Raw genomic sequence first — 25,993 nt, forward strand, 5'->3', positions numbered from 1 at the left:
GACAACATCTCCGGTGTCTTTGCGGCTGCAGGAAGGACTCAAGCGTCAGTGTCGGTCGACCGTCCCGTCTTGGTTCCGACTGGGAGTTCGTGGCTTGACCGGCGGTGTGGCTCGATCTTGCGATCGCCTGCTTCCCAGTCCGGAGGTAACAAAGCGGTGCGCTCAACGTAAGGGCCGTGCCAGCCGACGAAAGCTCGGGCCGACCGTGTACGACTTGAGTTTCCGATCAGATCCAAGCGTCTAGCCAACTCGAACCGCGCCGCGCCAGCCAAGCCATGACCACCGTTGTGGCAATCGAAATCAGGCCGGCCCAGAAGAATGACCTACCCCGCGCCGCGCTCAGTGACCGTAGGAAGAGGAAGGCTCCAATTGCGAGGCCATAGTTCCTTCTGAAGTCGCCATTTAGTCTGGAGATCGCGACAATGTCCGATGGCATTTCAACGTGTTCAGGCATATACAACTTCCTGTTTTGATCGTGGCCTGACACCTTATGAACCACTGTTTTGCCCGACGGGGCAAGTGAATTTTCGTTTTTCCGTAGCAAGTGAACGGAGTTGGCGTGAGAATGAAGAGGAGGCGCGCCAAAATGAGTGGAGACAGCAAATGATTTTGTGGACGCTTGCTTCGAACTTACTACTGGTGGCCTGCATTTTGGCTGCCAATTATCTGGATAACCTCTGGGCGCGCGGCTGAGGCTGGTCGACGACTTCAAGACGGATCAGCTTTTGGCGACGGGGAAAGCTACCGAGGCCGATCTCGCAGCCATTTTCCAAGACCGAGGAATCACTGTAGTACAAGGGTCGACGCTGCTGTTCGCCGCAGCGCCGCCCCTGAAGAGCCCATAAATTCATCGCAGACTGTCCGCGGCCAATGCAACAACCGCCGCCATTTGCCTGAGGAGGACGGTGCGCGAGGTCAAAAGAAGCAGCGCGCACGAGGGCGCGGGAATGGACGACCCATCAGCTGCGGATGGTTTCGCAGGTATGAAAACGACCGTGACGCCAACGAATAGGGCTGCCTCTGTTCAACGGTCGCCCGCCGGAAGCTTGGTAGTTGCCTGAAAAGGGCGGTTCGTTGCCGGGCTTGTTCCCTGAGAAGGCGATTCGATCGTCAAAGCTCCAGCATGATAGCCGGACGTGTCCGGTTCTCTATTTGATTCAGCGCTTCTGCCGGCCGATACGGTAAGGCCGATGGCGGTGCTTGGACGGTTTTGGTGTTGTGCTCGCTCGATCGGGAGATGGATCGGCGATGCTCGCTGGTTCCGCCTCGCATCTGGTGCCCCGAAGGGCTGTGAATAAGGTGGAACGCCCGCTTTCGAAACCCTCAGCATTTTGCTGCCACAATTCAAGGACCAACAGCGGGAGAATCGCGCAACAGGCTTGACGCTGGCGGCAGTTGCGGGCGAAGGCTGTCCGAACGCACTACATGGTAGCGAGGCCTAGCTTGCGATGATCTTAAGCACTCACGCAGTTGTTGGAGGTGCAATTGCCAGCCTCCTTTCCTCTAATCCAATATTGGCTGCGGTCACCGCATTTGCGAGTCACTTCGTAATCGATGCGATTCCACACTGGGACTACCCACTCCGATCGATCGCGGTGGGAAAGGGTGCTAGCAATCGGCACTTACCCTTTGACAGCGAGACACTGAACGATCTGGCGATCATCAGTACAGATGCGTGCGTCGGGTTCGGGCTTGCGCTGTGGCTGTTCGCGACAGAGACATCGATGTGGGCGGTCGCAGTCGGCGCTATCGCCGCAATGCTGCCGGACCCGTTGCAATTCGTTCACAGTCTTTATCCGCGCGGGCCCTTAAATGCACTCCAGCAATTTCATGGGTGGATCCACTCCAAGCGAAAGTTGGCATGGAAATTCGGCGTTAGCTCGCAGATTGCATTCGCGGCAACAATTGCGGTTCTCGCAAGAAGCGTCCAATAACCTATGACGCGCAGGCCATCTCGCGCGTTCGCCAAAGGTGATTTTTTGATGCCGCGATCAAAGCGGCATCGCATGTGCTTCGGAAATTATCGGGCCCCCACTCTAATGTGGATTTTGGTATTTACCTCGACTTAGTCCATTAGCATCGAGCGTGAAGTCGCCTTACTCCATACAAAAGGCAATGGAATTCAGCCTGAGCCCAACAGGTTGCTATTAGCCACTTTGATGACCGATCTCAAGGAGAAGACGGAGTTCAATGCTGCCTGGAAGGTGCACTTCGCTGAGGCTCATTTGCCGGCACGCGCCGCCATCGGTGTGGCCGATCTCGGTCCGGGCATCAAACTCGAGATGACCGCCATCGCGGCTCGGCCGACTCAGGCCTGAAGCCTCAGCCGTTATGTTCAACGGAAAGAAGCCATGCCCATGGAAAGGAGTAGGCTTTCGGATTGATCCCAGCCGCTCGACCAGCAGGCACGATCACCCGATCGGCAACGCATTGTCGCATTCAGGCAGGCTTGGCTCCCAATTGGCCGCTCCATCCCCAATCGCGGAATATTTTTTTAAACTCCGTCACGCCGGATTCTTCGTCTGGTCGGGACTCATTGACAACTGAGTAGCCGTAGCCGGCATTCCGCGACGTCGCCGTTCGAGTTTGTCATGTCGGTGCTATTGCTGGATCCAAACGTTCCATGCGTCGAGCATTTTGGCTTGGTTGGCTGCGATCCAGGCGGTATCGTGTTTGACGATAGCCTGGAAGGCTTCTGCAGAGCTCGGAATGTTGGCGCGTGCCGCCTCGCTCATCGCAGCCACAGCGTCAACACTCGGCGGTGTCACGTTGAGACGCTCTGCGAGTTTCGCCTGCACCATCGGATTGTCGAGGTAGAACTTCAACAACGCGTCCGCTCCGGCGGAGTTGGGGCCGTTGCGGAGGATCTGCATCGTGTCGGCGAGCATGAAGGCGCCATCGTAGGAAACCTGAACAGGTTGGGCTTCCGCTTTCAAGGCCGAGGCGCGCGTTCCCCAGATCATGCCGATGACGTATTCGCCGTTGCGGAAGCCCTGCTGGCTCTGGTCTCCGGTGCGCCACCAGAGCTGGATTTGCGGTTTGATCTGATCAAGCTTCTTGAGAGCTCGATCGATGTCGAGCGGGAAGAGCTTGTCGGCGGGCACGCCGTCGGCCAGCAGCGCGGCCGCGAACACGCGCCAGGGATCGTTGAAGCTCGGCAACGCACGTGGACCGGGGAAACGGGCGGTGTCCCAGAAATCCGCCCAGCTTCGGGGCTTGGTGCTAGAGAAACGCGCGGTATTGAAGGCAAGAAGTGTGGCGTTGAACGTGATCCGCACCCCGGCAGGATTGCAAGTCTTATCGAGCAGATCTTTGCGCTGCCTGAACTGCTCGCAAAAGGCCGAGAGGTCGCTGGTGATCGCGCATCGTGTCGTTGAATCCCGACAGCTCGATGCGACATGCGCCCATCACCCGGACGCGGCGAAGCTGGAGCCCCTCGGCGAGGTCGAGGACGGCGCGTGCCTCCATCACCGCTGCAAAGGCAGCGTCCGGCGACAGCGCAGGCGCGTCCGCCGAGAACGCGTTTGCGACCCACGCGGCAGAAACCTTCCGGCCGATGATGCGTTCGCCCGCATCGGTCTGGAACCGATAGACACGGGTCGATTCGTTCGGCAGCCGCTTCCAGATTGGTAGCAGCAATCCCACAACGACGTGGATAGTGTTGTCCGTTTCGGCGAGTTGCTCGATCGAAATTCCTGCCTTGACGCGCCGAACATTCGACTGGCTCAGCACCAGCTTGTTGAACGGAATGTCGCGCGACGGCGACAGGGTGATCTTTTGGACAACCTTCGTCATGTCGATTCTCCACGACGGGCAGCCGTGAGCCTCTCTCTCGACCTTCAACCCGTCGCGGAAAACGACCCTGCCCTCTCGCTCCCTTACCCGCGGTGGCCGAGGAGAACCTCACGCAGCCTCCTGCTCCGCTCCCTCCATCGTCATGTCGACAACTGCTTCCGGCAAGAATCCAAGGAGATAATCCGCAACCTTGCTGGCCTGTGATGCAGCTCGCACAATCGCGCGATTGTCCTCTCGCAGCACTTCAAGCCAGGAGCCGATATAGTCGGCGTGCCGCACCGTCGGCACGATCCCGAGCGAGGCGCAACTGAAAGCAGACGATATCTCTGCGATGAGCTCCTCGAAGGCATACTTCTTGGTACCGTAGCTGCCTGACAAGTCACGGTTGAGACGTGATGCATGGCCGCTGGCATGCGCCAACTCATGCAGGGCCGTTCGATGCCAATTTATCGTCTCGTAATAAGCTTGCGGTGGCGGCACCTGCACATAATCTTCTGCCGGTACATAGAAGGCGCGGTTGCCGCCAATGCGGAAGTCGATCCCGGTCGCCTTGATCAGCTTTTCGACCCGAGGCTCGATCAGACCTGGCGGCGGAGGCGGCGCCGTCGTTGCGATCTCCGAAGGCAAGCCGTCGCATTGATCGGTGTTGAAGACCGTGAAGCGCTTGAGGAATGGGATGACCTGCGCTTCGTCGCCTGTTTCGCTCGCACGACGCTTTTCGTCGACCGGTACAAAGCGGTCGGCATAGACGACGGTCGTCCCGCGCTCGCCCTTGCGGACGTGACCGCCGAGCGACAGCGCCTGGCGGAAGGTAAGCCAGCTCTGCCCCGTGAATGCGTTTTCGGTGGCAGCCCGCCATAGAATCAGAACGTTGATGCCGCTGTAATGGCGGCCAGTCGCTGCGCTTTTCGGCATGGCCAAGGACGCCTTCGCAGCCGCGGCCCCCCAGGGCTGCACCCAGGGCACTCGGCCGGCCTTGAGCTCAGCGATAATCTTGGTGGTGATCTCGTCATAAAGGCTTGTCCGGTCCTCGCCGGTGCGCCCCCGAGGATGGTATCTGGGCATCGCGGGTCTCCGCGACGGGCGCCGCGAGCCTCTCTCGCAGCCTGTAACCCGTCACGGCAAAATCCCCGCGACACTCTTACTCTCAGCCTCTAAGTGAGAGAATGCGAATCTGCAAGGCGGCCCCGCCTTTCCGTCCGATTCTTCATGGCACTTGGCCTTGAGGTGCCTAGGGCCGCAGGCCCAACCAGGCGCTCGCCAACGGCGCATCGCCTCAACGGAAAATGGCACCCGGAGAGCGTGAGCATAGCGACCCGAAGGGGCACGCGGGTCCGAGTGCAGCGACGAGACCGGTTCAATAGCGGCACCCGGGAACGGGGCAGTGATAGCGATCGCCGCAGGCGAGCCCCTTTCCCGAGTGCCCCCGGCGAGGAGCTCCGCAGCACTTGCGCGAGGGATCGAAGCCGGATGGCCGAGACGCAAAGCGGCTCGGTTCACGAGAGCCCGATGCGGCGAAAGCCGCATGCGCGCAAGAGGAAAAGCTATTTCCTCCTCTCACCCTGCACCGGTGTTACCTCAGGTGGCAAATCCGTGTTTGAACCGACCGGCTGCCTCAATCGTGTCGCTCATGCAATAAGGCCGTCCAGAAGGACCGGGCGGATCGACAGAGAGCGGTCGACCACGTGCTCAACTTTGCCCCGCGTCGATAAGAGCGGACTTGTGAAGCGCGCACATCTAAATTCCGACAGCGGAAAGCGGTCCGATAGATTCAATGCAAGTCCAGCGACGAATCTGTCGGAAAGACCATTGACGATGCATCTAGAGCAGTTGACTGCCTGCTAGCGGCCGCCCACTCCGCGATCGGAGATACAAGCTATCTTGTTTGGGGATTTCGCCGATCAGAATTTCTTCTGCAAGAGAACTGCACACCAAGGCTCCTTTTCGCGCGCTAATCTAGCCTATCACCGCTAGGCCGCACTGCGCAGTAGAGCAGAAAGCTCTTTGACTCTAAGAATTCGTTCTACGACCCATCGCAACTCTCGCTCGGCCGATTACAAGTACAGATCAATCTAGATCTTCCAGATCGGACGTCACGAACCAGCGAACTCTTGTATCTAAGCGGCCCCCTCAGTGAGAGCAGATCGTCCATCTTCACGACGCAAAGCGCTACCTGCTCGCTACCCACCTGCCGGAACCTGGCCCGCGTTGATGAGAGCGGACATGGCGGCCGCCTACCTGGACTTCGAAGACACAGGGGCGCTCGCATGCGCAATCCGCCGAGGAGACGCGCCGCTGCCGGTCAGTTGCCGTGGAACAGGACGGCTGCGCCAGCCAGTTTGGTCGCGGGCAGCCATGGACCACTTCGCAGCACCTCCTGTTCAAAAAAGGCACGCCAGCGACTCGGAGGATCTCTTATGTCTGGTATGATACCAGTTGATACCGCACCGAAGCTTCCTCGATATTGCCAACGGAAGCTATTGGCGAACAATACCGTCGCCTATTATTTCGCGCCGCCAATGTGGGCTCGTCGGCAAGGCTGCGATTTAACCCCCGAAGCTTTAGGAAGCGATTACGCCAGTGCGGTCGAGCGGGTGGAGAGAGTCCTTTTGCCCGCGTTCGACAGTTGGCGCTCTCGAGGACTAAGTGATATGGTGCCGGCTCCGCCCGAAACCGGCTCCTTTGATTGGCTAGTCGGCATATTTCAAGCTCACCAGAAGTGGCACGAACTCGACAGCAACACGCAGCGTCAGTACCGCAAGAACCTCGCACTCTTTGCGAATCATGAGTTGAAAGACGGAAGTCGCGTCGGATCGAAGCGACTGTCTGATTTCACAAAGGCCTTCGTCGACGCAGTTTATGGAAAGTTGCTAGTAGCAACAAAAGTAAGTAAGGATGGAGAGGTAATCGTCCGCGAGCGCCGCCGCTATGTTAATGTGGCCATGGCGAGCTGCCGGCGTGCTTGGTTCGTTGGTCAGAGGGCTCAAGAAAAGGTTGTGCCAGCCAACAATCCATTTTCACGAATGGGATTGAGATCGCGTGCCCCCGGGCAACCGATACGGCCTACTCCGACCGCTACATGGGATGAACTCGTCGCGTTCAGAGCTGCCGCAACACGGCTCGATTATCGCTCAATCGGAACCGCTGCTTTGTTGTCGTGGGAATGGTTGCAACGAGAGCAGCACGTGTTCGGCGCCTTCGACATATCGCATTATCGCCCTAGCGAGCGGCCGAACAGCGTCAGGATCGTGCATCCAAAGAATGGGGAGGAGGCTTGGTGGCCCCTATTTGACGAGACGGGCGCCGCTCTCTTTCCTGAACTTACGGAAGAACTCGACGAGATTAAGATGGCTTCGCTCCCGGGCCTGGTATTCCGGCGCACCCATGCCCATCGTAGCTCGGCAATCCCACTTCCATGGATTACACCACGCAAGGACCTGCGCTATTTGCGCAGCGTTGTGAAGAAGATAGTTGCAGAGGCCGGCCTTCGCCAGGAACTTTCCTTTACCTCCTTCAGGCACGGAGGCTTTACCGAGGGTGCCGACAGCGATCTTACGGATGCAGAATTACGAGCTGCGGGCCGCCATAGGTCCAGCCGTCAGCTGCCAACCTACGCCAAGCGCACCGGCAAGCAGCTGATCTCGGCTACAAAGAAACGTCGCGAGGAGCGGACAAGGTCATTCCTTATTAGACTAAATGCCAACCGCCCACCGGAATGAAGGTGCGGCAACCACGGGAGCATCCAACATTTGGACTGATGATCGTCTATTTGCCTGTCCACAACGGCTTTCGCTTCTCGCTGAACGCCTTCAGGCCTTCCTTGGCGTCCTCGGTCATTGCGAGCAGCGCGATCTGGCTTTCGGTGTAGGCGATGCTCTCGTCGAACGACATCGAGGCGATCGCGCGCATGGCGTATTTGCCGCGGCGGATCGCGGTCGGGGATTTGTCGACGATGCGGCCGATCAGCCAGTCGACCTTGGCGTCCAGTTCGGCCTCGGGCACGACGTAGTTGAGCAGGCCCGCTGCCTGCGCCGCCTTCGCGTCGAACGGCTCGCCGGTCAGCGCCCATTCGTTGACGAGGCGCGGCGGGGCGATTCTCTGCAACAGGCTCAGGACCTGCATCGGGAACACGCCGACCTTCACCTCCGGCAGGCCGAAGATCAGGTGATCGGCCGCAACTGCCATGTCGGTCATGCAGAGCAGCCCCATGCCCCCGGCCATGCAGACGCCGCCAACCCGCGCAATCGCCGGCTTGGTGGCGTTCTGTGATAAACGTAACAGATCGGCATAGTCGACATTTGGTTTGGAATGATCCATCGCAAAAGCGGCGCCGGAATTCTGTAAGTCGGCGCCCGCGCAGAACGCCTTGTCGCCCGCGCCCGTCAGCACGATGACGCGGACGTCCTTGTCGTCATGCGCGTCGCGATAGCCTTTGGTGATGCCGGCGATGACGTCGCCGTTCAGCGCGTTGCGTTTCTCCGGCCGGTTGATGGTGATCCAGAACGCCTGCCCGCGCTTCTCGGTGATGACGGCTGTGGTGTCGGTCATGGCACGCTCGCTTCCTTGCTCCCGTTTTGCTGCCATTTGCGGCAGGTCGGGCGGCGGGCGCAAGGGCATTCTGCAACGCTGTGTCACCATAGCGTGTGGGCGCAACTTCGCTTGGCGATTGAATTACCGGCCACGACCTCTATCCTGACCAGAGATTTCGATGACCGATGAGCCATTTCATGCGCACCACCATTGCATTGCTGCTGGCAGGCCTCATCGCGGTGTGCGCCGGCACAGCAAGCCGCGCGGCCGATGCGGCGAAACTCGCGCTGGTGATCGGCAACGCGAAATATCCCGACAACGAATTCGTGCTCAACGACGCCGCCAACGACGCGCAAGGGGTCGCCGATGAGTTGACGCGCGACGGCTTCGTGGTGGACCGGCAGACGAATCTCACGGGCGACGCCATGCGGCAGGCGCTGGATCGCTTCTATGCCCGCATCGAACGCGGCGCGGTCGCGCTGATCTTCTTCGACGGCTTTGGCATCCAGTCCAACCGGCAAACCTACCTGCTTCCCGTCGACGCCCAGATCTGGGCCGAGCCCGACGTGTCGCGCGACGGCTTCAGCCTCGACACCATTCTCGCCGAGATGAACACACGCGGCGCCGCGATCAAGATCGCCCTGATCGACGCCTCCCGCCGCAATCCGTTCGAGCGGCGCTTCCGCCGCTATTCGGCCGGCCTTGCGCCGGCGATCGCGCCGAGCAATTCGCTGGTGCTCTATTCGACCGCGCTCGGCGCAGTCGCACCGACCGGCAAGACCGATCGCAGCCTGTTCGTCGCCGAGCTGCTGCGCGAGATGCGCGCGCCGAACATCAGCGCCGAACAGGCGTTGACCAACACCAAGAACGGCGTGATCGCCGCCACCAACCGGGAGCAGGTGCCGTGGCTGTCGTCCTCGCTGACGACGGAATTCTCGTTTGGGGGCCTGGTGGCGCGACCGCCGGACAATGCGACCGCAGACCCGGCTCCGACGAAACCGGCGCCGCAGAAGCCGGTCTGCGAAGTGCCGCAAGCAGAGCCCACCCCGAGTGCGGACGACCTCGCAAGAGACCCGGTTATCGCCGATCTCAGCCGCAAGATCGCGGCCAACGCCAACGATGCCACCTCGCGCTACAAGCGCGGCCAGGTCTACGCGATCAAGCGCGCCCACGCGCTCGCCATGCAGGATTTTGACGTGGTGATCCGCCGTGCCCCCAGGGATGCGCAAGCGCTGAACAATCGCTGCTGGACGCGGGCTGCGACCGGCGACCTGCAAGGCGCGCTCGCCGACTGCAATCTGGCGCTTCAGCTCGATCCCGGCTTGAGCGATGCGTTCGACAGCCGCGGGCTCGTCAACCTCAAGCTCGGCCGAACCGCCGAGGCGATCAAGGACTACACCGACGCGATCCAGCGCAATCCGCGCTCCTCGTCCTCGCTGTTCGGCCGCGGCGTCGCCACCCGCAAGAGCGGCGGCGACGGCGCCAGCGACATTGCGCTGGCGAAATCGATGGATCCGAACATCGCGAAGGAGTTTGCGGGTTACGGCGTGACCGAGTGCGTGCCTTAAGCAGCGGTCGCCTTCTTGATCCAGACCTTGTTGTCGTGGAATGCGGCGCCGCCGATCGGCGCCACCGCTTCGGCGCCCGTCAGCATGTTGATGCCGCGGCCGCCGACATGATTCTTGTTCGGATGAACGGACTCCGCGATCAGGACGCCCCGCCGGACGCCGTCGAACAGCGTCGCAATCAGCGTGGTCTCGCCGCGGGTGTTGCCGAGCGTCACGGCGTCGCCGTCGGCGATGTCGAGGGAGGCCGCGTCCAGCGGGTGGATCATCACGCTCGCCTTGCCCTCGCGCGCTTGCGAAGACGGCGTCTCGTTGAAGGTGGTGTTGAGGAAGCTGCGCGAGGGGCTGGTCGCAAGCCGGAACGGATGGGCCTGGTCGGCGTGCTCGATCACCGCCCAATGGTCGGGCAGTGACGGCATCCGGTCGACATCGCCCATCGTCTGGCCGAACGGCGGATGCGCCCAGTCCGCCCTGAAATGGAATTTCCCGTCGGCATGGGCAAAGCCGTCGAGGAAATGCGCGGTGCGGAAGTCCGGTTGCAGGTCACGCCAGATGTCGGCTTCGAGGCCGGCGATGTCGCCGTGGTTGCTGAGCTTCAGCGTCGCGTCGATCAATTCGCGCGGCGTCATCTCGAAGCCCTGATGCCTGGCGCCAAGCCGCGGCGCCAGCGCCTGCAACAGCTGGTGGTTGGAGCGGCATTCGCCGGGCGGATCGATCAGCTTGGGTCCAACCGAGATGTGCTGATGGCCGCCCCCGTAATAGAGGTCGTCGTGCTCCATGAACATGGTCGCCGGCAGCACGATGTCGGCCATCAGCGCCGTCTCGGTCATGAACTGCTCGTGCACCGCGACGAACAGATCCTCGCGCGCAAAACCCTGGGCTACCAGCGCCTGCTCCGGCGCCACCGTCATCGGATTGGTGTTCTGGATCAGCATCGCCTTGACCGGCCCCTTGCCGAGCAGGGCCTCGGCGTCGCCGGTGAGGATGCGGCCGATCTTCGACTGGTCGAGCGCCCGCGTGGTCCGGTCGATGGCGTCGTGGCCCTCGATGATGGATTCGTTGAAGTGCCACAGCGCGTAATTGTTGAAGAAGGCGCCGCCGCCTTCATATTGCCAGGCGCCGGTCACCGCGGGAATGCACAGCGCGGCATGCATCTGCGTCGCGCCGTTGCGTGAGCGGGTGAAGCCGTAGCCGAGGCGGAGGAAGGTCCGCTGGGTCTCGCCGACCAGCTTGGCAAACGCCTCGATCTCGGACACCGGCACGCCGCAGATGGCAGAGGCCCATTCCGGCGTGCGCGTCTTCAGATGCGCCTCGAGCTCGGCAGGGCAATCGGTGTACTTGTCCATGTAGGCGCGGTCGGCGTAGCCGTCGCGGAACAGGACGTGCATGACACCGCAGGCAAAGGCGCCGTCGGTGCCGGGGCGCAGGATGATCTTGATGTCAGCCTGCTTCATGGTCTCGTTGTCGTAGATGTCGACGGCCGCGATCTTGGCGCCGCGCTCCTTGCGCGCCCGCGCGGCGTGCGTCATCACGTTGACCTGGGTGTTGACCGGATTGGTGCCCCAGATCACCACGAGGTCGGAGAGCGCCATCTCACGCGGATCGACGCCGGCGATCTTGCCGGTGCCGATCGCATATCCGATCCGCGCGACATTGGCGCAGATCGTCTGATAGAAGCGCGAATATTTCTTCACATGGGTGAGACGGTTGAGGCCGTCGCGCATCACCAAGCCCATCGTGCCGGCGTAGTAATAAGGCCAGACCGATTCCGCGCCGAACTCGCGTTCGGCCTGGTTGAAGCGGTGCCCAATCTCGTCCAGCGCCTCGTCCCACGAGATCCGCGCGAACTGCCCGGAGCCCTTCGGCCCGGTGCGGCGCATCGGATAGATCAGCCGTTCGGGGTGGTGGATGCGCTCGGCATAGCGGGCGACCTTGGCGCAGACGACGCCGGCCGTATAGGTCTGCTTCTTCGAACCACGGACACGGCCGATGCTGCGGCCTTCGACCACCTCGACATCGAGGGCGCAGGCCGAGGGGCAATCATGTGGACAGGTCGAATGGCGGATTTCGATCTTGGCATGCTGGTTCATGTCCCAGTTCGTAACACCAAAATACCGGCCGGCCGAGAGCATTTATCCGGCAACGCCCATGCGATTTGCTCAAACCGCACGCGCGGCCGGCTCCTGCCGCAGGCGCGAAATGCGGCACGGCCACACCGAAAACCGCCCGATATTCCCGGCACGATCGACATTGTGAGGCGTCGACAGTCCGCGTTCCCTGCCGCTACAGTCGCCCAACAAGAACGACATCAGGGAGGTGGGCGTGACGGCCCGACAATTCATGCTGGCGCTGGCCGCCGGCCTGCTCGGCGTAGTCGCCGCAGCCCCCTCATTGGCGCAAGATTACCCCACGCACGCGGTCCGGATCGTCGTGCCCTTCGGCGCCGGCGGGCCGGCCGACGTCGCGGCCCGGCTGATCGGCAACGTGCTCCAGGAGAGTTTTGGCCAGCCCTTCGTGATCGAGAACCGCACCGGCGCGGGCGGCGTTATCGGCACCGTCGAAGCGGCGAAGTCGCCGGCCGACGGCTACACGCTGTTGATGATGTCCAACACCCAGACCGCGAATGAATCGCTGCTGACGCCGGAGCAACGTAAATACGAGCTGATGCGCGACCTCGCGCCGATCGCGCCGGTGAACTATTCCGATCTCGTTATCGTGGTGAACCCGCAGGTACCAGCCAGGACGCTGCAAGAATTCATCGCGCTCGTCAAATCGCAACCGGGGAAGCTGAACTACGCCTCCTCCGGCCAGGGAACGCCCTATCACATGGCCGGCGAGCTGTTCAAAGCGATGGCGGGCATCAACGTCGTCCACGTGCCCTACCGCAACAGCGGCGAAGCGCGCAGCGGCGTGATCGGCGGACAGGTGCAGATGATGATCGACGCCGTGCCGGCGATGGCGCCGAACATCGCCGAGAACCAGGTCCGCGCCCTCGCCACCACCGGCCAGCAGCGCTCGGCGGTGCTGCCGAACGTGCCGACCGCTGGTGAAGCCGGCGCAGCAGGCTATGAGGCGACGATCTGGCTCGGCCTGATGGCACCGGCAGGCACGCCAAAGCCTGTCATCGACAAGCTCAACGCCGCCGTGAACGCGATGGTGAAACGTCCGGACATCGTCAAGCTCTGGACCTCGCAGGGTGCCATGCCCATGTCGATGACGCCGGAGGAATTCGACAAGTTCCTGCGCGGCGACATCGAGAAATGGGCCGATGTCGTCAAGAAGTTCGACAAGTCCTGAGGCCGTAGAACGACCATGCCGACCATTCAATTCCAGCTCAACGGCGCAGCGACGGCCGTGGAGGCGGATCCGGATCAGACGCTACTCGAGGTGCTGCGCGGCCGGCTCGGCGTCACCGGTCCGCATTTCGGCTGCGGCGCCGGTGAGTGCGGGGCCTGTCATGTCATGATCGGCGATCACGCGATGGCCTCTTGCGACATGCCGATGTGGTCGGTCGCCGGCAAGGACGTCGTCACGATCGAAGGCCTCGGCACGGCGGAGCAACCACACGCCTTACAACGCGCCTTCATCTCCGAACAGGCGATGCAATGCGGCTATTGTGTTTCGGGAATCCTGATCGGCGCGGCGGCGCTGCTGAAGCGCAATCCGTCGCCGACGGAGGCTGAGGTCAGAACGGCTCTCGATCGCAACCTGTGCCGTTGCGGATCGCATAACCGCATGGTCCGCGCCGTGCTGCGCGCGGCCTCGGAGATGGCCGCCACATGACGCCCCCTGCCCCAAAACTGCCGGTCAGCCTCGTCGCCAATCCACGACTGTCGTCCTGGGTGCGGTTCACCGGCGAAGGCCGCGTGGCGATCTTGCCCGGCAAGGTCGAGATCGGTCAGGGCATCGTCACGGCGCTGGCTCAGATCGCGGCGGACGAGCTCGACGTCGATATCTCCAGGGTCGACATGATCCGCGCCTCGACCGCGACCAGCCCGAACGAAGGCGTCACCTCGGGCAGCCTTTCGATCCAGCAATCCGGCCGCGCGCTGCGACACGTTTGCGCCGAAGTGCGCCAGCGCCTCCTCGTCGCAGCGTCGGAACGCCTCGGCGTCGATGCCTCGCTGCTCGATGTCGATGACGGCACGATCTCGGGTCCCGGCAATGTCAGGACCAGCTATTGGGAGCTTGCGGGTGACGTCTCGCTCGACCACGACGCCAGCGTGGGCGTGGCGGCGAAGACCGGCGCCAAGCGCGCCATTGCCGGGCATTCCGTCCAGCGCGTGGACATTCCCGACAAGGTGTTCGCACGGCCGCGTTTCATCCACGACCATGCGCTGCCGGGCCTGTTGCACGGCCGCGTGCTGCGGCCGGACGTGTCGGGCGCCAAATTGACCGCGCTCGATGAAACGGCCGCGCGCACCGTTCCGGGCCTCGTCGCGATCGCTCGCGACGGCGGTTTCGCCGGCGTGGTCGCCGACAGCGAGGTGGCGGCGGAAGCCGCGCTCAATGCCCTGCGCAAAGGCGTGACATGGTCGGCCGGCGAGCCGCTGCCCGACGAAAGCGATCTGGCGGACTTCCTGAAAAGCCAACCGGTCGAGACGACCGCCATCGACGCCAGAACAGCGGCATCGACGGATAAAGCCGCGCGCACTCTGCGCCGGCAATACACCCGCCCCTACATCGCGCATGCCTCGATCGCGCCGTCCTGTGCCATGGCGCAATGGGACGGCGATCGCGTCCAGGTCTGGACCCACAGCCAGGGCGTGTATCTGCTGCGCACAGATCTCGCGATCGTGCTCAAGCTGCCGGCAGAAAACATCGTTGTCGAGCACATGGAGGGCGCCGGCTGCTACGGGCACAATGCGGCCGACGACGTCGCGCTCGATGCCGTGCTGCTGGCGAAAGCGGCCGACGGCCGTCCAGTCCGGGTGCAGTGGTCGCGCCACGACGAGATGTCCCACGCACCGTTCGGCGCGGCCATGGCCATCGAGATCGAGGCCGATCTCGATGCAGACAACGAGATCGTCGGCTGGCGCCATGCGATCTGGAGCAACGGCCACGCGGCGCGGCCGGGGCGCGCGGCACAGCCGGCGCTGCTCGCGGCAACCGAGATCGCAAAACCCTACCCGCGCATGATCTCGACGAATCCGCCGGCGGCCAATGGCGGCGGCGGCGACCGCAATTCGGTTCCGCTCTATGCCTTTCCGGCCTGGACGATCACCAGCCACCGCCTGCTGACGATGCCGGTGCGCACCTCGGCGCTCCGCACCCTGGGCGCGCAAGGCAACGTGTTCGCCATCGAATCCCTGCTCGACGAGATCGCCGTTTTGCGCGACGAAGATCCGGTCGCGTTTCGCCTGCGCCATCTGCGCGACGAGCGTGCAAAGGACGTCATTCGCGCCGCGGCCCGACGCGCGCAGTGGAAGCCGGAGAAGCGAACCGGTATCGGCTACGGCGTCGGCTTTGCGCGCTACAAGAACACGGGCGCCTATTGCGCTGCGATTGCCGAGATCGAAGGCTCCGACGACATCCGCGTGAGGCGGCTGACGCTCGCGGTCGATGTCGGCGAGGCTATCAACCCTGACGGCGTCGTCAACCAGATCGAGGGCGGCGCAATCCAGGCGACGAGCTGGGCGCTGAAAGAGCGCGTCCGCTTCGACCGGACGCGCATTACCTCCACCTCCTGGACGGACTATCCGATCCTGACGTTCAGCGAAGTGCCGGCGGTGGATGTCGAGATCATCCAGCGGCCGGAGATCGAGCCGGTCGGCGCCGGCGAAGCCGCGCACGGCCCGGTGACGGCGGCGATCACGAACGCGGTCCACGATTGCCTCGGCGTGCGCGTGCGCGACCTGCCGATCACGCGCGACAGGATCATCGCAGCCATGGAGCTTGCATCGTGACGACAGTGAACATCTTGAGCGGAGGCGCGGCGCAAGGCCTGGTGCGCGGCCTTACCGAAGCCTACAAGGCGCAGACCGGGTTCGGCATCGACGGCGAGTTCGGCGCCGTCGGCATCATGGCCGACAAGCTGCGTGCGAAAACGCCTGCCGATCTCGCGATCCTGACGCGGTCACTCCTCGCAAAGCTCGCCGAGGAGAAGCTCATCGTCTCCTCCTCGATCGCAGATGTCGGCAGAGTTGAAACCGCGCTTGCGGTCCGTAACCGCGATCCCAGGGTGGCCGTGAAGACTGAAGCCGATCTGCGCGAGGTCCTGCGTGCCGCAGACGCCATCTATGTTCCGGACACCAAGGCTTCGACCGCGGGCCAGCACGTCACAAAGGTCCTGGATCAGCTCGGCCTCGCCTACGAGGTCGCATCGCGTCTCAAGATATTCCCGAACGGCGCGACCGCGATGCGGGAGCTTGCGGCGTCCACCGCGCAAAGGCCGATCGGCTGCACCCAGGCGACCGAGATCATCGCGACCGACGGCATCGCGTTGTCGGGATCGCTGCCGCCGGGCTGCGAACTGGTGACGATATACACGGCCGGCGTGACCACGCAGGCCGCACATCCGAAAGAAGCCGCCGCGCTGATCGCTTTGCTGACCGGCGCAGACCGACAGGAGCTGCGCCAGCGCGCGGGTTTTGCCCGCTAGGCGCCGACTGTCGTCCTATTTGTGCAATTGGGTGAGCCCGGTCGGCGGACCGTCGACCGCCGTCCACCCGCCATCGACGAACAGCGTGCTGCCGCTGACATAGCTCGCGGCGTCGGAAGCGAGATAGGCGACCGCCGTTGCGACCTCGTCGGCGCTGCTCCAGCGGTTGAACACGGTGTGGCCGGCGTAGAGATTGTAGATGTCGGGACGCTGCTTGAACGGGCCGGTGAGTGCGGTCTCGGCGATGCTCGGCGCGATGGCGTTGACGCGCACGCCGGCATGACCGACCTCGGAGGCAAAGCCCTTCACCAGCAGGCCGATCGCCGCCTTGGTCGAGCCATAGACGCCAAGGCCCGGTTCGATGGTCACCGCACGCACCGAGGAGCAGGCGATGATGCTGCCGCCCTTCTGCTCGACCATGATGCGGCCGAAAGCCTGGAAGAACCAGACCGTGCCCTTGACGTTGAGGTTAAGGACACGGTCGAGATCCTCCTCGGTGTAGTCGAGGATCGTCTTGCGGATGTTGAGCCCGGGCGTCGTCACGGCGATGTCGAGCCGCGGGAACTTCTGCATCACGGTTTTGGCCAGCGCGTTGACGTCCGCAGCATTCGCGGCGTCACACGCGGCCGCCTCGGCCCAGCCGCCCTTGTCGCGAATGCCGGCGGCGGTCGCTTCCGCTGCATCAATCGCACGATCGGCACAGACGATTCGAGCGCCGAGCCCGGCCAGCGCCTCGGCCGACGACTTGCCGATGCCCGATGCGGCGCCGAGCACCACGGCCGTCTTGCCGGTGAGATCGAAGAGCTTGCGATAGTCGGTCACGGACAGATTCTCCCTGTTGCTGTGACGCAAACTACGCAAGCCCGCTGCGCCGGCCAAGTGCCGGCGCGCGCACGGCAGCTATCCCTTGTATCCCATCAGCAGACGCGGCAGCCACAGCGAGAAGGCGGGGACGTAAGTGACGAACATCAGTGCTGCGATCAGCGCGGCATAGAACGGCAGGATGGTGCGCATCACCGCGCCCACCGAGATGCCGCCGATGGCGCAGCCCACGAACTGCGTCGTTCCGACCGGCGGGGTGTTCAGTCCCAGGGCACAGTTGATCAGCATCAGCATGCCGAACTGCACCGGATCCATGCCCGCCTTCATCGCGATCGGCAGGAAGATCGGGGTGCAGATCAGGATGGTCGCCGCCATGTCCATGAAGGTGCCGAGCACGAACAGGATGACGTTGATGAGCAGGAAGATGACCCAGGGCTGCGAGGACACCTTGCTCATCAGGTCGCCGGCGAAATCGGCCACCTCGTAAAGCCCCATCAGATACTGGAACATCGTGGAGACGCCGATCAGCAGCAGCACCACGCCCGTCGTCTTCACTGCCTTGGCGGCGGCCCGCAGGAAGTTCGGCAAGGTCATGGTGCGGTAGATGAAGAACGTCAGCACGATCGTGTAGGTGACCGCGACGGCTGCGGATTCAGTTGCGGTGAAAACGCCGGATAGGATGCCTGCCAGGATGATACCGACGATCAGAAGACCAGGCAGCGCGGCCGCGAACGAGCGGAAGACCTCGGTCCAGCCAGGAAACTGGCCGGCCGGATAGCCGCGCTTCACCGCGACCGCGTAAGCGGCGACCAGCATGCAGACCATCAGCACGAGCGCCGGCAGCAGTCCCGCGGCGATCAGCGCGCCGATCGACACCTTGCCGCCGGCGGCCAGGGCATAGATGATCATGTTGTGGCTGGTCGGCATCAAGGCTCCGACCAGCGAGGCGTGGGTGGTGACGTTGACGGCGTAGTCGGTGTCGAAACCTTCCTTTTTCATCATCGGGATCATCACCGCGCCCATCGCCGACACGTCAGCCACGGGCGAACCGGAGACCCCGCCGAACAGCGTGCAGGCGACCACGTTCGACATGCCGAGCCCGCCGCGGATGTGCCCGACGAGATTCTTGGCGAGCTGCACGATCTTGTCGGCGACGCCGCCATGCAGCATCAGCTCACCGCTGAAGACAAAGAACGGAATGGCGAGGAACGAGAAGATGTTCATCCCCGACATCATCTGCTGGAAGATGACGGCAACCGGCAGGCCTTCGTAGAGGATGGTGCAGATCGCCGAGAGGCCGATCGCGAAGGCGACCGGGACGCCGAGGATCAGGAAGCCGAAGAAGGAGGCGCCGAGGATGATCAATTCCATGAGGGGACGACCTCTTCGCCGCGCAGGAGAGCAATGATGTGCTCGATTGAAAAGGAGACGATCAGGACGCCGGAGGCGATCAGCGGCACGTAGCGGATGACCTCGGGAAGGCCGAGATTGGGAATCTTCACGGTGCCGACTGACGCTCCGAGGATCCAACCGTTGTAGGCCATCGCAATGCCGAACACGCCGACCAGAACGTGGATCACAAGCTCGACCTTCTCGCGCACATGATCCGGAAGCATGACCAGCAGACTGTCCATGCCGATGTGTCCGGCATCGCGCACGCCGACGGCAGCGCCGATCAGCGTGACGTACAGGATCAGGACCAGCGCAAGGTTCTCCGTCCAGGTCGGGCTGGAATTGAGCACGTAACGTCCGAACACCTGGTAGAACACGATGGTGACGATGACGAGCAGGCCGGTCACGGACAGATACATGCCCGCGCGCGCAACGGGGGCATTGATCCGCGACAGCAGGCCGGTCGACGGGCGTCCGGCGACGTCCTGCTCGTGGCTTGCGACGTGTGGGTCTGTCATTCCCGCCTCTCCTTGCGTGGGTCCGGCGTCACCTCGCGGCGACGCCGGACCCGACGCCATGGCCTTACTTCGTGTCCTGGATACGCTTGACGAGGCTCTGCAGCTTCTCGTCACCGGCGAACTTGGCGTAAACCGGCTTCATCGCGTCGACGAATTCCGCCTTGTTGGCGATCGTGACGACCTGGACGCCGGCAGCCTCGACGGTCTTGCGGGACGCCTGCTCACGCTCGTCCCAGAGCTTGCGCATGACCGGCACCGATTCCTTGGCCGCCTTGCGGATCATCGCCTGATCCTCCTTGCTCAGCGTGTCCCACACCTTCTTGGACATCACGAGAATTTCGGGCGCCAGGGAGTGCTCGGTGACGTTGTAGAACTTGGCTGCTTCGAAATGGCGCGAGGACTCGTAGGACGGCCAGTTGTTCTCGGCCGCGTCCACCAGACCGGTCTTGAGCGCGGTATAGACCTCGCCATACGGCATCGGCGTCGGGTTGGCCCCGAGGCTCTGGATCATGCCGACCCACAGGTCGGATTGCTGGACGCGGATCTTCAGGCCCTTGAGGTCGGCGAGCGACTTGACCGGCGCCTTGACGGTGTAAATGGAGCGGGCGCCGCTGTCGTAATAGGCAAGGCCGACAAGGCCCGCCGGCTCCATGGCCGCCAGGATCTCATCGCCGATCGGCCCGTCAAGGACCGTGCGCATGTGCTGCGTGTCCCGGAAGACGAAGGGCAAGCACAACGCGATGGTCTCAGGCACGAAGTTGTTCAACGGCGATGCGTTGATTCGCATCATGTCGAGCGCGCCGATCTTGAGCTGCTCGATGGTGTCCTTCTCGGAGCCCAGGGCGCCATTGGGAAACACCTTCACGCCGAGCTTGCCGCCGCTCGCCGTCGCGAGCTGCTTGCCCATGAACTTGACGGCCTCGACGGTCGGATAATCGGCGGGATGGACGTCGGCGGAGCGGAAATCGCGTGCTGTCGCCAAGGGCGCTGAGACCGCCAGCACAGCGGCTGCGATGATACCGGTGAGTGTCTTCATCTGGGCTTCCTCCTGAGTTGATTATGTCGTTGTCGTGCAGATGCTGCGCGCCGCCTTGGGTCGCTCCACTTCAGGTGTAAAGTCAAGCGTTACAAACGCACCACCTTGGTAGGATTGCGCGGCGGAGTCGAGCGGATTCGGCTGCTTCATGATCGCCGGCGCGGAAGCTGCGGCCTTCATCGCGCTCCCCCCGGGCGGGGGGCCTGCGCGGCAAGTGCTCCCTGCCATCGCGCCTCGCCATCGGCCGATGCCGGATGCGAGCGAACGATGCTCGTCGTGTCCATGGATGTTCCTCTCGGTTTGTGCTCGACCGCTATTGATTGCGGCTTGGAGGTTCGGACGAGACGGTCGCCTTTCCCGGTGAACGCGCAGCGTCGGCGCATGTCGCCAATATCGTCCCTAGGGCGGGCGCAATTCTGAGTCCAAGCCAAATCCGGCATCGATCGATGCAGGACTTGCATCGATCGATGCCGCGCTGCCTCGGGGAGGCAATCGGCAGACACTTCCGATTTCCGGAATAGTTGGACCATCCTCCGGCGTAAGGCGGCTCTCCGGCGCGTTACTTGACGCCACCGGTGCAGCCCCGACAAAATGCTCCGAAACAGGACCGGACCATCTCGAGGGAATGCCCATGCCGCGGACGCTGATCGATATCTCCGTGCCGCTCAGAAACGACGTGACGTCCGATCCGCCGGGCAATCACCCGACGATCCAATACATCGATCACCAGCAGGGCCTGCCGCGCATGCTGCAGTTCTTCGACGGCCTTAGGGCGCAGGACCTGCCGGACGGCCAGGGCTGGGCCGTCGAACAGGTCTCGTTGTCGACGCATAACGGCACCCATCTCGATGCGCCCTGGCATTTCCACCCGACCATGAATCGCGGCGAGCGGTCATGGACGATCGACGAGGTGCCGCTGGAATGGTGTCTTCAGCCCGGCGTGAAGCTCGACTTCCGGCACCTGCCGGATGGTTATGTCGTGTCCGCCGACGACGTCGAAAAGGAGCTCAAGCGCATCGGCCACACGCTGTCGCCGCTGGAGATCGTCGTCGTCAACACCAGCGCCGGCGCCAAATTCGGCCAGGCCGACTACGTCAATTCCGGTTGCGGCATGGGTTACGAGGCCACCATGTATCTGCTCGAGCGCGGCGTGCGGCTGACCGGCACCGACGGCTGGAGCTGGGACGCGCCGTTCGTCTACACCGCGAAGAAATATGCCGAGACAAGAGATGCCGGTCTGATCTGGGAAGGCCACAAGGCGGGACGGCACATCGGCTATTGCCATCTCGAGAAGCTGCACAATCTCGATCAATTGCCCTCGGCCGGGTTCACGGTCTCGTGCTTTCCGGTGAAGATCGAACGCGCCTCCGCGGGCTGGACCCGCGCGGTCGCCATCATCGACGGTTAAGCGAACGCAATCACTCGCCGCCGAGGCCGCTTTCAGCGAGCTCGCGCAGCGCATCGGTATCGAGCACGACGATGGCGCCATGCTCGAGGCGGACCCAGTTGCGTCCGGCCCAGGCGCGCAATTGCTTGTTGATGCTCTCGCGCGTCATGCCCACCATCTCGCTGATCTCCTGCTGGGTGATGGCGAGCGTGCCGCTGCCGGAGTCGAACTTGCGCTCCTCGGTGAGACCGAGCAGCGCGCTTGCCAGCCGGCCCGGCAGATTCTGGAGGATGACCTGCTCGACCTGCTGGCTGGTCCAGCGCAGGCGCGCGCAGAGCAGCTCGATGAACTTCATCGCCAGCGCCGGCTGACTCTTCACGAACGGAAGGAAGTCCCGGCGGTCGATGATGTAGAGCTCGCAATTGGTGTTGGCGGTCGCATCCGCCGAACGCGGCGCACCGTCGAGAACCGCGATCTCGCCAAAGATTTCTCCGGGGCCGATGAGATTGAGAATGGCATTCCGCCCGTCGGGCGAGGAGGAGGATATCTTTACCGTCCCCGTGATCACCGCGAACAAATTGTTGCCGGGATCGCCCTTGGCGGCGATCGTCGCACCGCGCTTCACGGTGGAGTGCTTGGCGTAGCGGCAGAGCTGATCGAGCGCGTCCGGCTCCAGATCCGCGAAGATCGGGTGCTTGCGCAGGACCGATAATTTGTTGCCCGCCGCTTGTCGGGGATCGCCGGTCTTGTCCTGAGGCACGCCGCTGGGCTCCTAAGACTGCGAGGCACTGGAGTTCCTGCGTAGTCAGTGTTGCCCGGCATTTCAACCGGAAAGCATGCGCGCGGTTTGAGGCAAATGCGGCGAAAATGCTGCCGCCCGGCTCGAAGCCGGCATCCGAAGGATGCGCCAATGCGTCCCGGTGGATGCAGAGTTGCAGGCACCGCACGCCGTAATTGCGTTAAGACGCTGCTGAACGGCCACGGCCCGGCCGGGCGAGTTTGCCGGTTAGCGGCGTCACACGAGACTTATGATCAGGAGCTTCAGCGCTTGGAATCGGGGTCGAGCCGGCCTGCGCTGGTTTGTCGGTCCGCCCACGCCAGAGCTGCGGCGAAAGTGACGAAGATCGCCACGACGACAATGGCCATTAGCAACGCGTCAGTAGGCATCATGCTCCTCCCGGGTTGTTTGAGGGGCATTATTTGCGGCAGGTGCCCGGCGTCATTGATCGGGATCAAAAATCCGAGAGCATTGTGGAAAGCCTGTCAGGCCGCGGCCAAGGCCTCGACGCGTGCCGGGTCGAGCAGGCTGATACCGCCATGAATGATGGCGATCGCTCCGTGGCGTTCAAGCTTGGTGAAGGTGCGACTGACGGTCTCGATGGTCAGGCCGAGATAATCGGCGATGTCCTGGCGGCTCATCGGAAGTGGAACCGTGTCGGACGCCTCCTTGAGCGCGAGCAGCCGCTCACGCCAGCCAAGCAGAAAAGCCGCAACCTTCTCGTCCGCCGAGCGGCGGCCGAGCAAGACCATATGGTCGCGTGCCTGGCTCAACTCGCGAATGGCCAGCTCGTTGATCCGCCTGAGCAGTTGCGGCCGCTCCTCGATAAAACGCCCGAAAGGTGCCTTCGCGAACTGGCACACGGTCACCTCGCCGATTGCATCGGCAGAAAAATTGTGGCGGCCGGACAGATTCATCCCCAGGAAATCGCCGGGCAAGGCGAAGCCGACGATTTGCCGCCGGCCGTCGGGGAGCAGCTTGTACAGCCGCATGACGCCTTCGAGAACGTTGTAGAACGAGGTCGTGATGTCCTCCTCGGAGAACACAGTCTCGCCTGAGGAAAAATGGACACGGCGTCCGAGATGCTCGAATTCCCTGAGCTCGGCCGCATCCAGCGACGAACAAACCGCCGACGTGCGGATGGCACAATCGCTACAGAAATGCCCGTTCGGCTCAATAGTGACCACGGAAGGCTTCATCCACCGCTCCTAGCGTCGATCCAGCTCCGCCCCCCGGCCGAGTCCGCCACGCGCACTTGCATTTTACTGCGCCGTCAAAAACGCGATTGACCCAGATCAATCCTGGAGTGCCTCCTCTCTCTATTCTGCCCCGAGAGTTCGACGGGATCCCGCCTTCCATGCTTCAGCACGCGCTCCGCCAGGGCCTGATTGGCCTCCTTCTGATCACGCCTGCGCTGGCGGCGCCGATCGCCGAACAACGCGGAAAGGCCTTTGCCCGGGCCAATTGCGCGCGCTGCCACGCGATCGACCGCGTCTCCGAGAGCCCGCTCAAGATCGCCCCACCGCTGCGCACGCTGCACCGGAATTATCCGATCGCGACCCTTGGCGAGGCGCTGGCCGAAGGCATCTACACGGGCCACGCCGACATGCCCGCCTTCGAGCTCAGTCCGGACCAGATCCACGACCTCCTGTCCTACCTGAAGACCCTGGAATAGGCGGCCTCACACCGCCTGCACGGTCCAGCCGATCAGCTCCTTGGCGATACGGGCGAAAGCGGCGTCGAACGCCGCAACCGCGACCGTCGGCTCGATCTTGTCGAGCTTCTCGCTGGTCTCGACGAGGCGGGACGCGACCACCTTGCCGTTCTTGTCGACGATCCGCGCCGACAGACCGATCTCGACCCTTGTCTCGCCGTCCGTGGCAATCCGGAAGCGTCTGATGTCGATCAGCAGCTGGTAGTCCGCCTGCCCGAGATCGCTCGTGCGCAGGGGCGCATGGGCGATATCGTAGTTCTCGAAACTGTCGATCAGCCGCGCCTGCACCAGCTTTGGAATGCTGTCGGCCCAGAGGAATTCGGCAAAGCCCGGATTATCGCCGCTGGGTGCAAACAGCATGCGCTGGGTCTGGAGCATCGCGACCGCGGTCGGCTCGGGAATGGCCAGCGACGCAGAAAGCGTCTTGCCGGCCGGTCCGAGATTCTGCGGCGTGCGCAGGTCATAGGTGACCTTTTGCGCGGGCGCGCCGCCTCCGGTCATCTTTTCGAGGCCCGCCAAAATGCCGTCGACCTTGCCGGTGTTGCGTGCGAGCCCGTCCGAGAACGTCTTGAAATTCGCGATGGTGTCCTTCAGCGGGCCGGAATTGTCCTCCAGCACCGAATCCACCCGTCGCAGCGCATCGCGCGCCGCCTGCGTCATGCTCTGGCCGGCGCCGGCCTCTGCGATCAAGGTCAGGGGCTCGCCGGATTTGGCGACGATCATGCCACCCTCCAGCGTCACCACCGGCACGCCGGTCAACCCCTGGAAATCGAGCCCGACCTTGGTGTCGGTCCGCACCGGCGTGGCTGAAGCAACGGAGATCGTCGCATTGACGAAGCGTGGATTGTCAGGCGCGAGCCCGAGCTGGGTCACCTCGCCGACGCGGATGCCGTTGAACAGCACGCCGGCGCCGACCAGAAGCCCCGGTACCGGTCCCTGGAATTGCACATGGTAGTTCGTGCGCGGCCCGATGCCGCCGGTGTTGTTCAGCCAATAGACGAAGCCGAACACCGCGAGGATCGCGGCCAGCACGAAGGTGCCGATCAGCACGTAGGGAGCGCGGGTTTCCATGTCTCATCTCATCTCGTGTTGCAGCATCTGCGAGCGCTTGCCGTGGAAATAGGCGCGCACCCAGGGATGCTCGGATTGCAGCAGGTCGCGCATCGGGCCAATCGCAACGATCTTGCCGTCGGCGAGCGCGGCGACGCGGTCGCAGACCGTGGTGAGGCTCGCGAGGTCATGGGTGACCATGAACACGGTCAGCCCCAGGGTCTTTTGCAGCGTCCCGATCAGCGCGTCGAAATCGCCGGCAGCGATCGGATCGAGGCCGGAGGTCGGCTCGTCCAGGAACAGGATCGGCGGATCGAGCGCGAGCGCGCGCGCCAGCGCTACGCGCTTGGTCATGCCGCCAGACAGCTCCGCCGGATATTTGTCGGCGTCCTGCGCCTGCAGCCCGACCATTTCGAGCTTGGCGATCGCGATCTCGTCCATCAGCTCCTGCGACAGGACGAGATTTTCGCGCAGCGGAAACTGGACGTTCTGGCGGACCGTCAGCGAGGAGAACAGCGCGCCCTGCTGGAACAGGATGCCCCATGTCGCGGCCGCGCCTTGCGTGCCGCGGTTCTGCGTGCCGCCGATCTCGTGCCCCATGACCTCAATGGCGCCGCTTCGGCGCGGGATGAGGCCAATGATGGTCCGCATCAAGACTGACTTGCCGCCGCCGGACGCCCCCACCAGGCCGAGGATCTCGCCCTTGCGGACGTCGAGCGAGAGATGGTCGAGCACCGTCTGGCGGCCAAATCCGACCACGAGGTCGCGGACGCGGATCGCGAACTGTTCCTGCGATTCGCCCATC

At 63.2% G+C, this 25,993-nt stretch carries 23 protein-coding genes and 1 pseudogene; 10 read left to right on the top strand and 14 right to left on the bottom strand.

The window, feature by feature from the left end; all coding sequences use genetic code 11:
- Nucleotides 1-429: 429 nt before the first annotated feature.
- Both XI09_RS31820 and XI09_RS31825 read left to right on the top strand, forming a co-directional pair.
- Nucleotides 430-693, top strand: a complete 264-nt coding sequence (locus XI09_RS31820) for a hypothetical protein (RefSeq protein ID WP_271570380.1) — start codon at nucleotides 430-432, stop codon at nucleotides 691-693.
- A gap of 1,466 nt (nucleotides 694-2,159) precedes the next feature.
- Complete coding sequence (locus XI09_RS31825; RefSeq protein WP_271570381.1) at nucleotides 2,160-2,318, top strand: Rid family hydrolase; 159 nt, start codon at nucleotides 2,160-2,162, stop codon at nucleotides 2,316-2,318.
- Between the two features lie 282 nt (nucleotides 2,319-2,600).
- On the opposite strand, the gene XI09_RS31830 is transcribed toward XI09_RS31825, so the two are convergent.
- From XI09_RS31830 to XI09_RS31840, 3 genes and pseudogenes are all read right to left on the bottom strand, one after another.
- Nucleotides 2,601-3,278, bottom strand: a complete 678-nt coding sequence (locus XI09_RS31830; RefSeq protein WP_271570382.1) for an extracellular solute-binding protein — start codon at nucleotides 3,276-3,278, stop codon at nucleotides 2,601-2,603.
- A 58-nt stretch (nucleotides 3,279-3,336) separates the two neighbouring features.
- A pseudogene (locus XI09_RS31835) lies at nucleotides 3,337-3,669 on the bottom strand (hypothetical protein); the annotation flags it as partial.
- A 234-nt stretch (nucleotides 3,670-3,903) separates the two neighbouring features.
- Entirely contained in the window at nucleotides 3,904-4,860 is a 957-nt protein-coding gene (locus XI09_RS31840; protein ID WP_271570383.1) for an ArdC family protein, read from the bottom strand.
- A 1,415-nt stretch (nucleotides 4,861-6,275) separates the two neighbouring features.
- Between XI09_RS31840 and XI09_RS31845 the strand changes: the two genes are divergently transcribed.
- On the top strand, nucleotides 6,276-7,514 hold the full coding sequence (locus tag XI09_RS31845; RefSeq protein WP_271570384.1) for a hypothetical protein: 1,239 nt from the start codon (nucleotides 6,276-6,278) through the stop codon (nucleotides 7,512-7,514).
- A gap of 46 nt (nucleotides 7,515-7,560) precedes the next feature.
- On the opposite strand, the gene XI09_RS31850 is transcribed toward XI09_RS31845, so the two are convergent.
- Nucleotides 7,561-8,343, bottom strand: a complete 783-nt coding sequence (locus XI09_RS31850; protein ID WP_271570385.1) for an enoyl-CoA hydratase/isomerase family protein — start codon at nucleotides 8,341-8,343, stop codon at nucleotides 7,561-7,563.
- Between the two features lie 179 nt (nucleotides 8,344-8,522).
- On the opposite strand from XI09_RS31850, the gene XI09_RS31855 reads away from it, so the two are divergent.
- Nucleotides 8,523-9,893 (top strand): caspase family protein, encoded by a 1,371-nt coding sequence (locus tag XI09_RS31855; protein WP_271570386.1) that lies wholly within the window; start codon nucleotides 8,523-8,525, stop codon nucleotides 9,891-9,893.
- Here XI09_RS31855 and XI09_RS31860 read toward each other — a convergent pair.
- Nucleotides 9,890-11,980 carry a molybdopterin oxidoreductase family protein gene (locus XI09_RS31860; protein ID WP_271570387.1) on the bottom strand — a complete coding sequence of 697 codons (2,091 nt, stop codon included), beginning with the start codon at nucleotides 11,978-11,980 and terminating at the stop codon, nucleotides 9,890-9,892. The genes XI09_RS31855 and XI09_RS31860 overlap by 4 nt on opposite strands.
- A 250-nt stretch (nucleotides 11,981-12,230) precedes the next feature.
- Here XI09_RS31860 and XI09_RS31865 point away from each other — a divergent pair, with 250 nt between their 5' ends.
- Genes XI09_RS31865 through XI09_RS31880 form a run of 4 tightly spaced genes read left to right on the top strand, consistent with a single transcriptional unit; the run spans nucleotide 12,231 to nucleotide 16,491 of the window.
- Nucleotides 12,231-13,187, top strand: coding sequence for a Bug family tripartite tricarboxylate transporter substrate binding protein (locus XI09_RS31865; RefSeq protein ID WP_271570453.1), 957 nt, complete (start codon nucleotides 12,231-12,233; stop codon nucleotides 13,185-13,187).
- 15 nt (nucleotides 13,188-13,202) lie between these two features.
- On the top strand, nucleotides 13,203-13,673 hold the full coding sequence (locus XI09_RS31870) for a (2Fe-2S)-binding protein (protein ID WP_271570388.1): 471 nt from the start codon (nucleotides 13,203-13,205) through the stop codon (nucleotides 13,671-13,673).
- Entirely contained in the window at nucleotides 13,670-15,796 is a 2,127-nt protein-coding gene (locus tag XI09_RS31875) for a xanthine dehydrogenase family protein molybdopterin-binding subunit (RefSeq protein WP_271570389.1), read from the top strand. The genes XI09_RS31870 and XI09_RS31875 overlap by 4 nt, the downstream gene beginning before the upstream one ends.
- Nucleotides 15,793-16,491 (top strand): molybdate ABC transporter substrate-binding protein, encoded by a 699-nt coding sequence (locus XI09_RS31880; RefSeq protein WP_271570390.1) that lies wholly within the window; start codon nucleotides 15,793-15,795, stop codon nucleotides 16,489-16,491. Before XI09_RS31875 ends, XI09_RS31880 begins: the two co-directional genes overlap by 4 nt.
- 15 nt (nucleotides 16,492-16,506) lie before the next feature.
- Here the strand turns inward: XI09_RS31880 and XI09_RS31885 are convergent, their stop codons facing one another.
- From XI09_RS31885 to XI09_RS31905, 5 genes are all read right to left on the bottom strand, one after another.
- Nucleotides 16,507-17,313 (bottom strand): SDR family NAD(P)-dependent oxidoreductase, encoded by an 807-nt coding sequence (locus XI09_RS31885; protein WP_271570391.1) that lies wholly within the window; start codon nucleotides 17,311-17,313, stop codon nucleotides 16,507-16,509.
- 78 nt (nucleotides 17,314-17,391) lie between these two features.
- Nucleotides 17,392-18,684 (bottom strand): TRAP transporter large permease, encoded by a 1,293-nt coding sequence (locus tag XI09_RS31890; protein ID WP_271570392.1) that lies wholly within the window; start codon nucleotides 18,682-18,684, stop codon nucleotides 17,392-17,394.
- Nucleotides 18,675-19,223, bottom strand: coding sequence for a TRAP transporter small permease (locus XI09_RS31895; protein WP_271570393.1), 549 nt, complete (start codon nucleotides 19,221-19,223; stop codon nucleotides 18,675-18,677). Before XI09_RS31895 ends, XI09_RS31890 begins: the two co-directional genes overlap by 10 nt.
- A 64-nt stretch (nucleotides 19,224-19,287) precedes the next feature.
- On the bottom strand, nucleotides 19,288-20,259 hold the full coding sequence (locus tag XI09_RS31900) for a TRAP transporter substrate-binding protein (protein ID WP_271570394.1): 972 nt from the start codon (nucleotides 20,257-20,259) through the stop codon (nucleotides 19,288-19,290).
- A gap of 21 nt (nucleotides 20,260-20,280) precedes the next feature.
- Complete coding sequence (locus XI09_RS31905) at nucleotides 20,281-20,439, bottom strand: hypothetical protein (protein WP_271570395.1); 159 nt, start codon at nucleotides 20,437-20,439, stop codon at nucleotides 20,281-20,283.
- A 451-nt stretch (nucleotides 20,440-20,890) separates the two neighbouring features.
- On the opposite strand from XI09_RS31905, the gene XI09_RS31910 reads away from it, so the two are divergent.
- The gene (locus XI09_RS31910; protein ID WP_271570396.1) at nucleotides 20,891-21,667 is read left to right on the top strand and encodes a cyclase family protein; all 777 of its coding nucleotides are present in this window, start codon (nucleotides 20,891-20,893) and stop codon (nucleotides 21,665-21,667) included.
- 10 nt (nucleotides 21,668-21,677) lie between these two features.
- Here the strand turns inward: XI09_RS31910 and XI09_RS31915 are convergent, their stop codons facing one another.
- Together XI09_RS31915 and XI09_RS31920 are read right to left on the bottom strand one after the other, a co-directional pair.
- Nucleotides 21,678-22,406, bottom strand: a complete 729-nt coding sequence (locus XI09_RS31915; protein WP_271570397.1) for a Crp/Fnr family transcriptional regulator — start codon at nucleotides 22,404-22,406, stop codon at nucleotides 21,678-21,680.
- A 503-nt stretch (nucleotides 22,407-22,909) separates the two neighbouring features.
- Nucleotides 22,910-23,623: a helix-turn-helix domain-containing protein gene (locus tag XI09_RS31920; protein WP_271570398.1), complete on the bottom strand. Its 714-nt coding sequence runs from the start codon at nucleotides 23,621-23,623 to the stop codon at nucleotides 22,910-22,912.
- Between the two features lie 158 nt (nucleotides 23,624-23,781).
- On the opposite strand from XI09_RS31920, the gene XI09_RS31925 reads away from it, so the two are divergent.
- Nucleotides 23,782-24,099: a c-type cytochrome gene (locus XI09_RS31925; RefSeq protein ID WP_271570399.1), complete on the top strand. Its 318-nt coding sequence runs from the start codon at nucleotides 23,782-23,784 to the stop codon at nucleotides 24,097-24,099.
- Nucleotides 24,100-24,105: 6 nt separating this feature from the next.
- Here XI09_RS31925 and XI09_RS31930 read toward each other — a convergent pair whose 3' ends face one another.
- Both XI09_RS31930 and XI09_RS31935 read right to left on the bottom strand, forming a co-directional pair.
- Nucleotides 24,106-25,209 carry an ABC-type transport auxiliary lipoprotein family protein gene (locus XI09_RS31930; protein ID WP_271570400.1) on the bottom strand — a complete coding sequence of 368 codons (1,104 nt, stop codon included), beginning with the start codon at nucleotides 25,207-25,209 and terminating at the stop codon, nucleotides 24,106-24,108.
- Between the two features lie 3 nt (nucleotides 25,210-25,212).
- Nucleotides 25,213-25,992, bottom strand: coding sequence for an ABC transporter ATP-binding protein (locus tag XI09_RS31935; protein WP_271570401.1), 780 nt, complete (start codon nucleotides 25,990-25,992; stop codon nucleotides 25,213-25,215).
- Nucleotide 25,993: the final 1 nt, after the last annotated feature.

The organism is Bradyrhizobium sp. CCBAU 11386 (assembly GCF_028128955.1).
Taxonomy (GTDB): Bacteria; Pseudomonadota; Alphaproteobacteria; order Rhizobiales; family Xanthobacteraceae; genus Bradyrhizobium.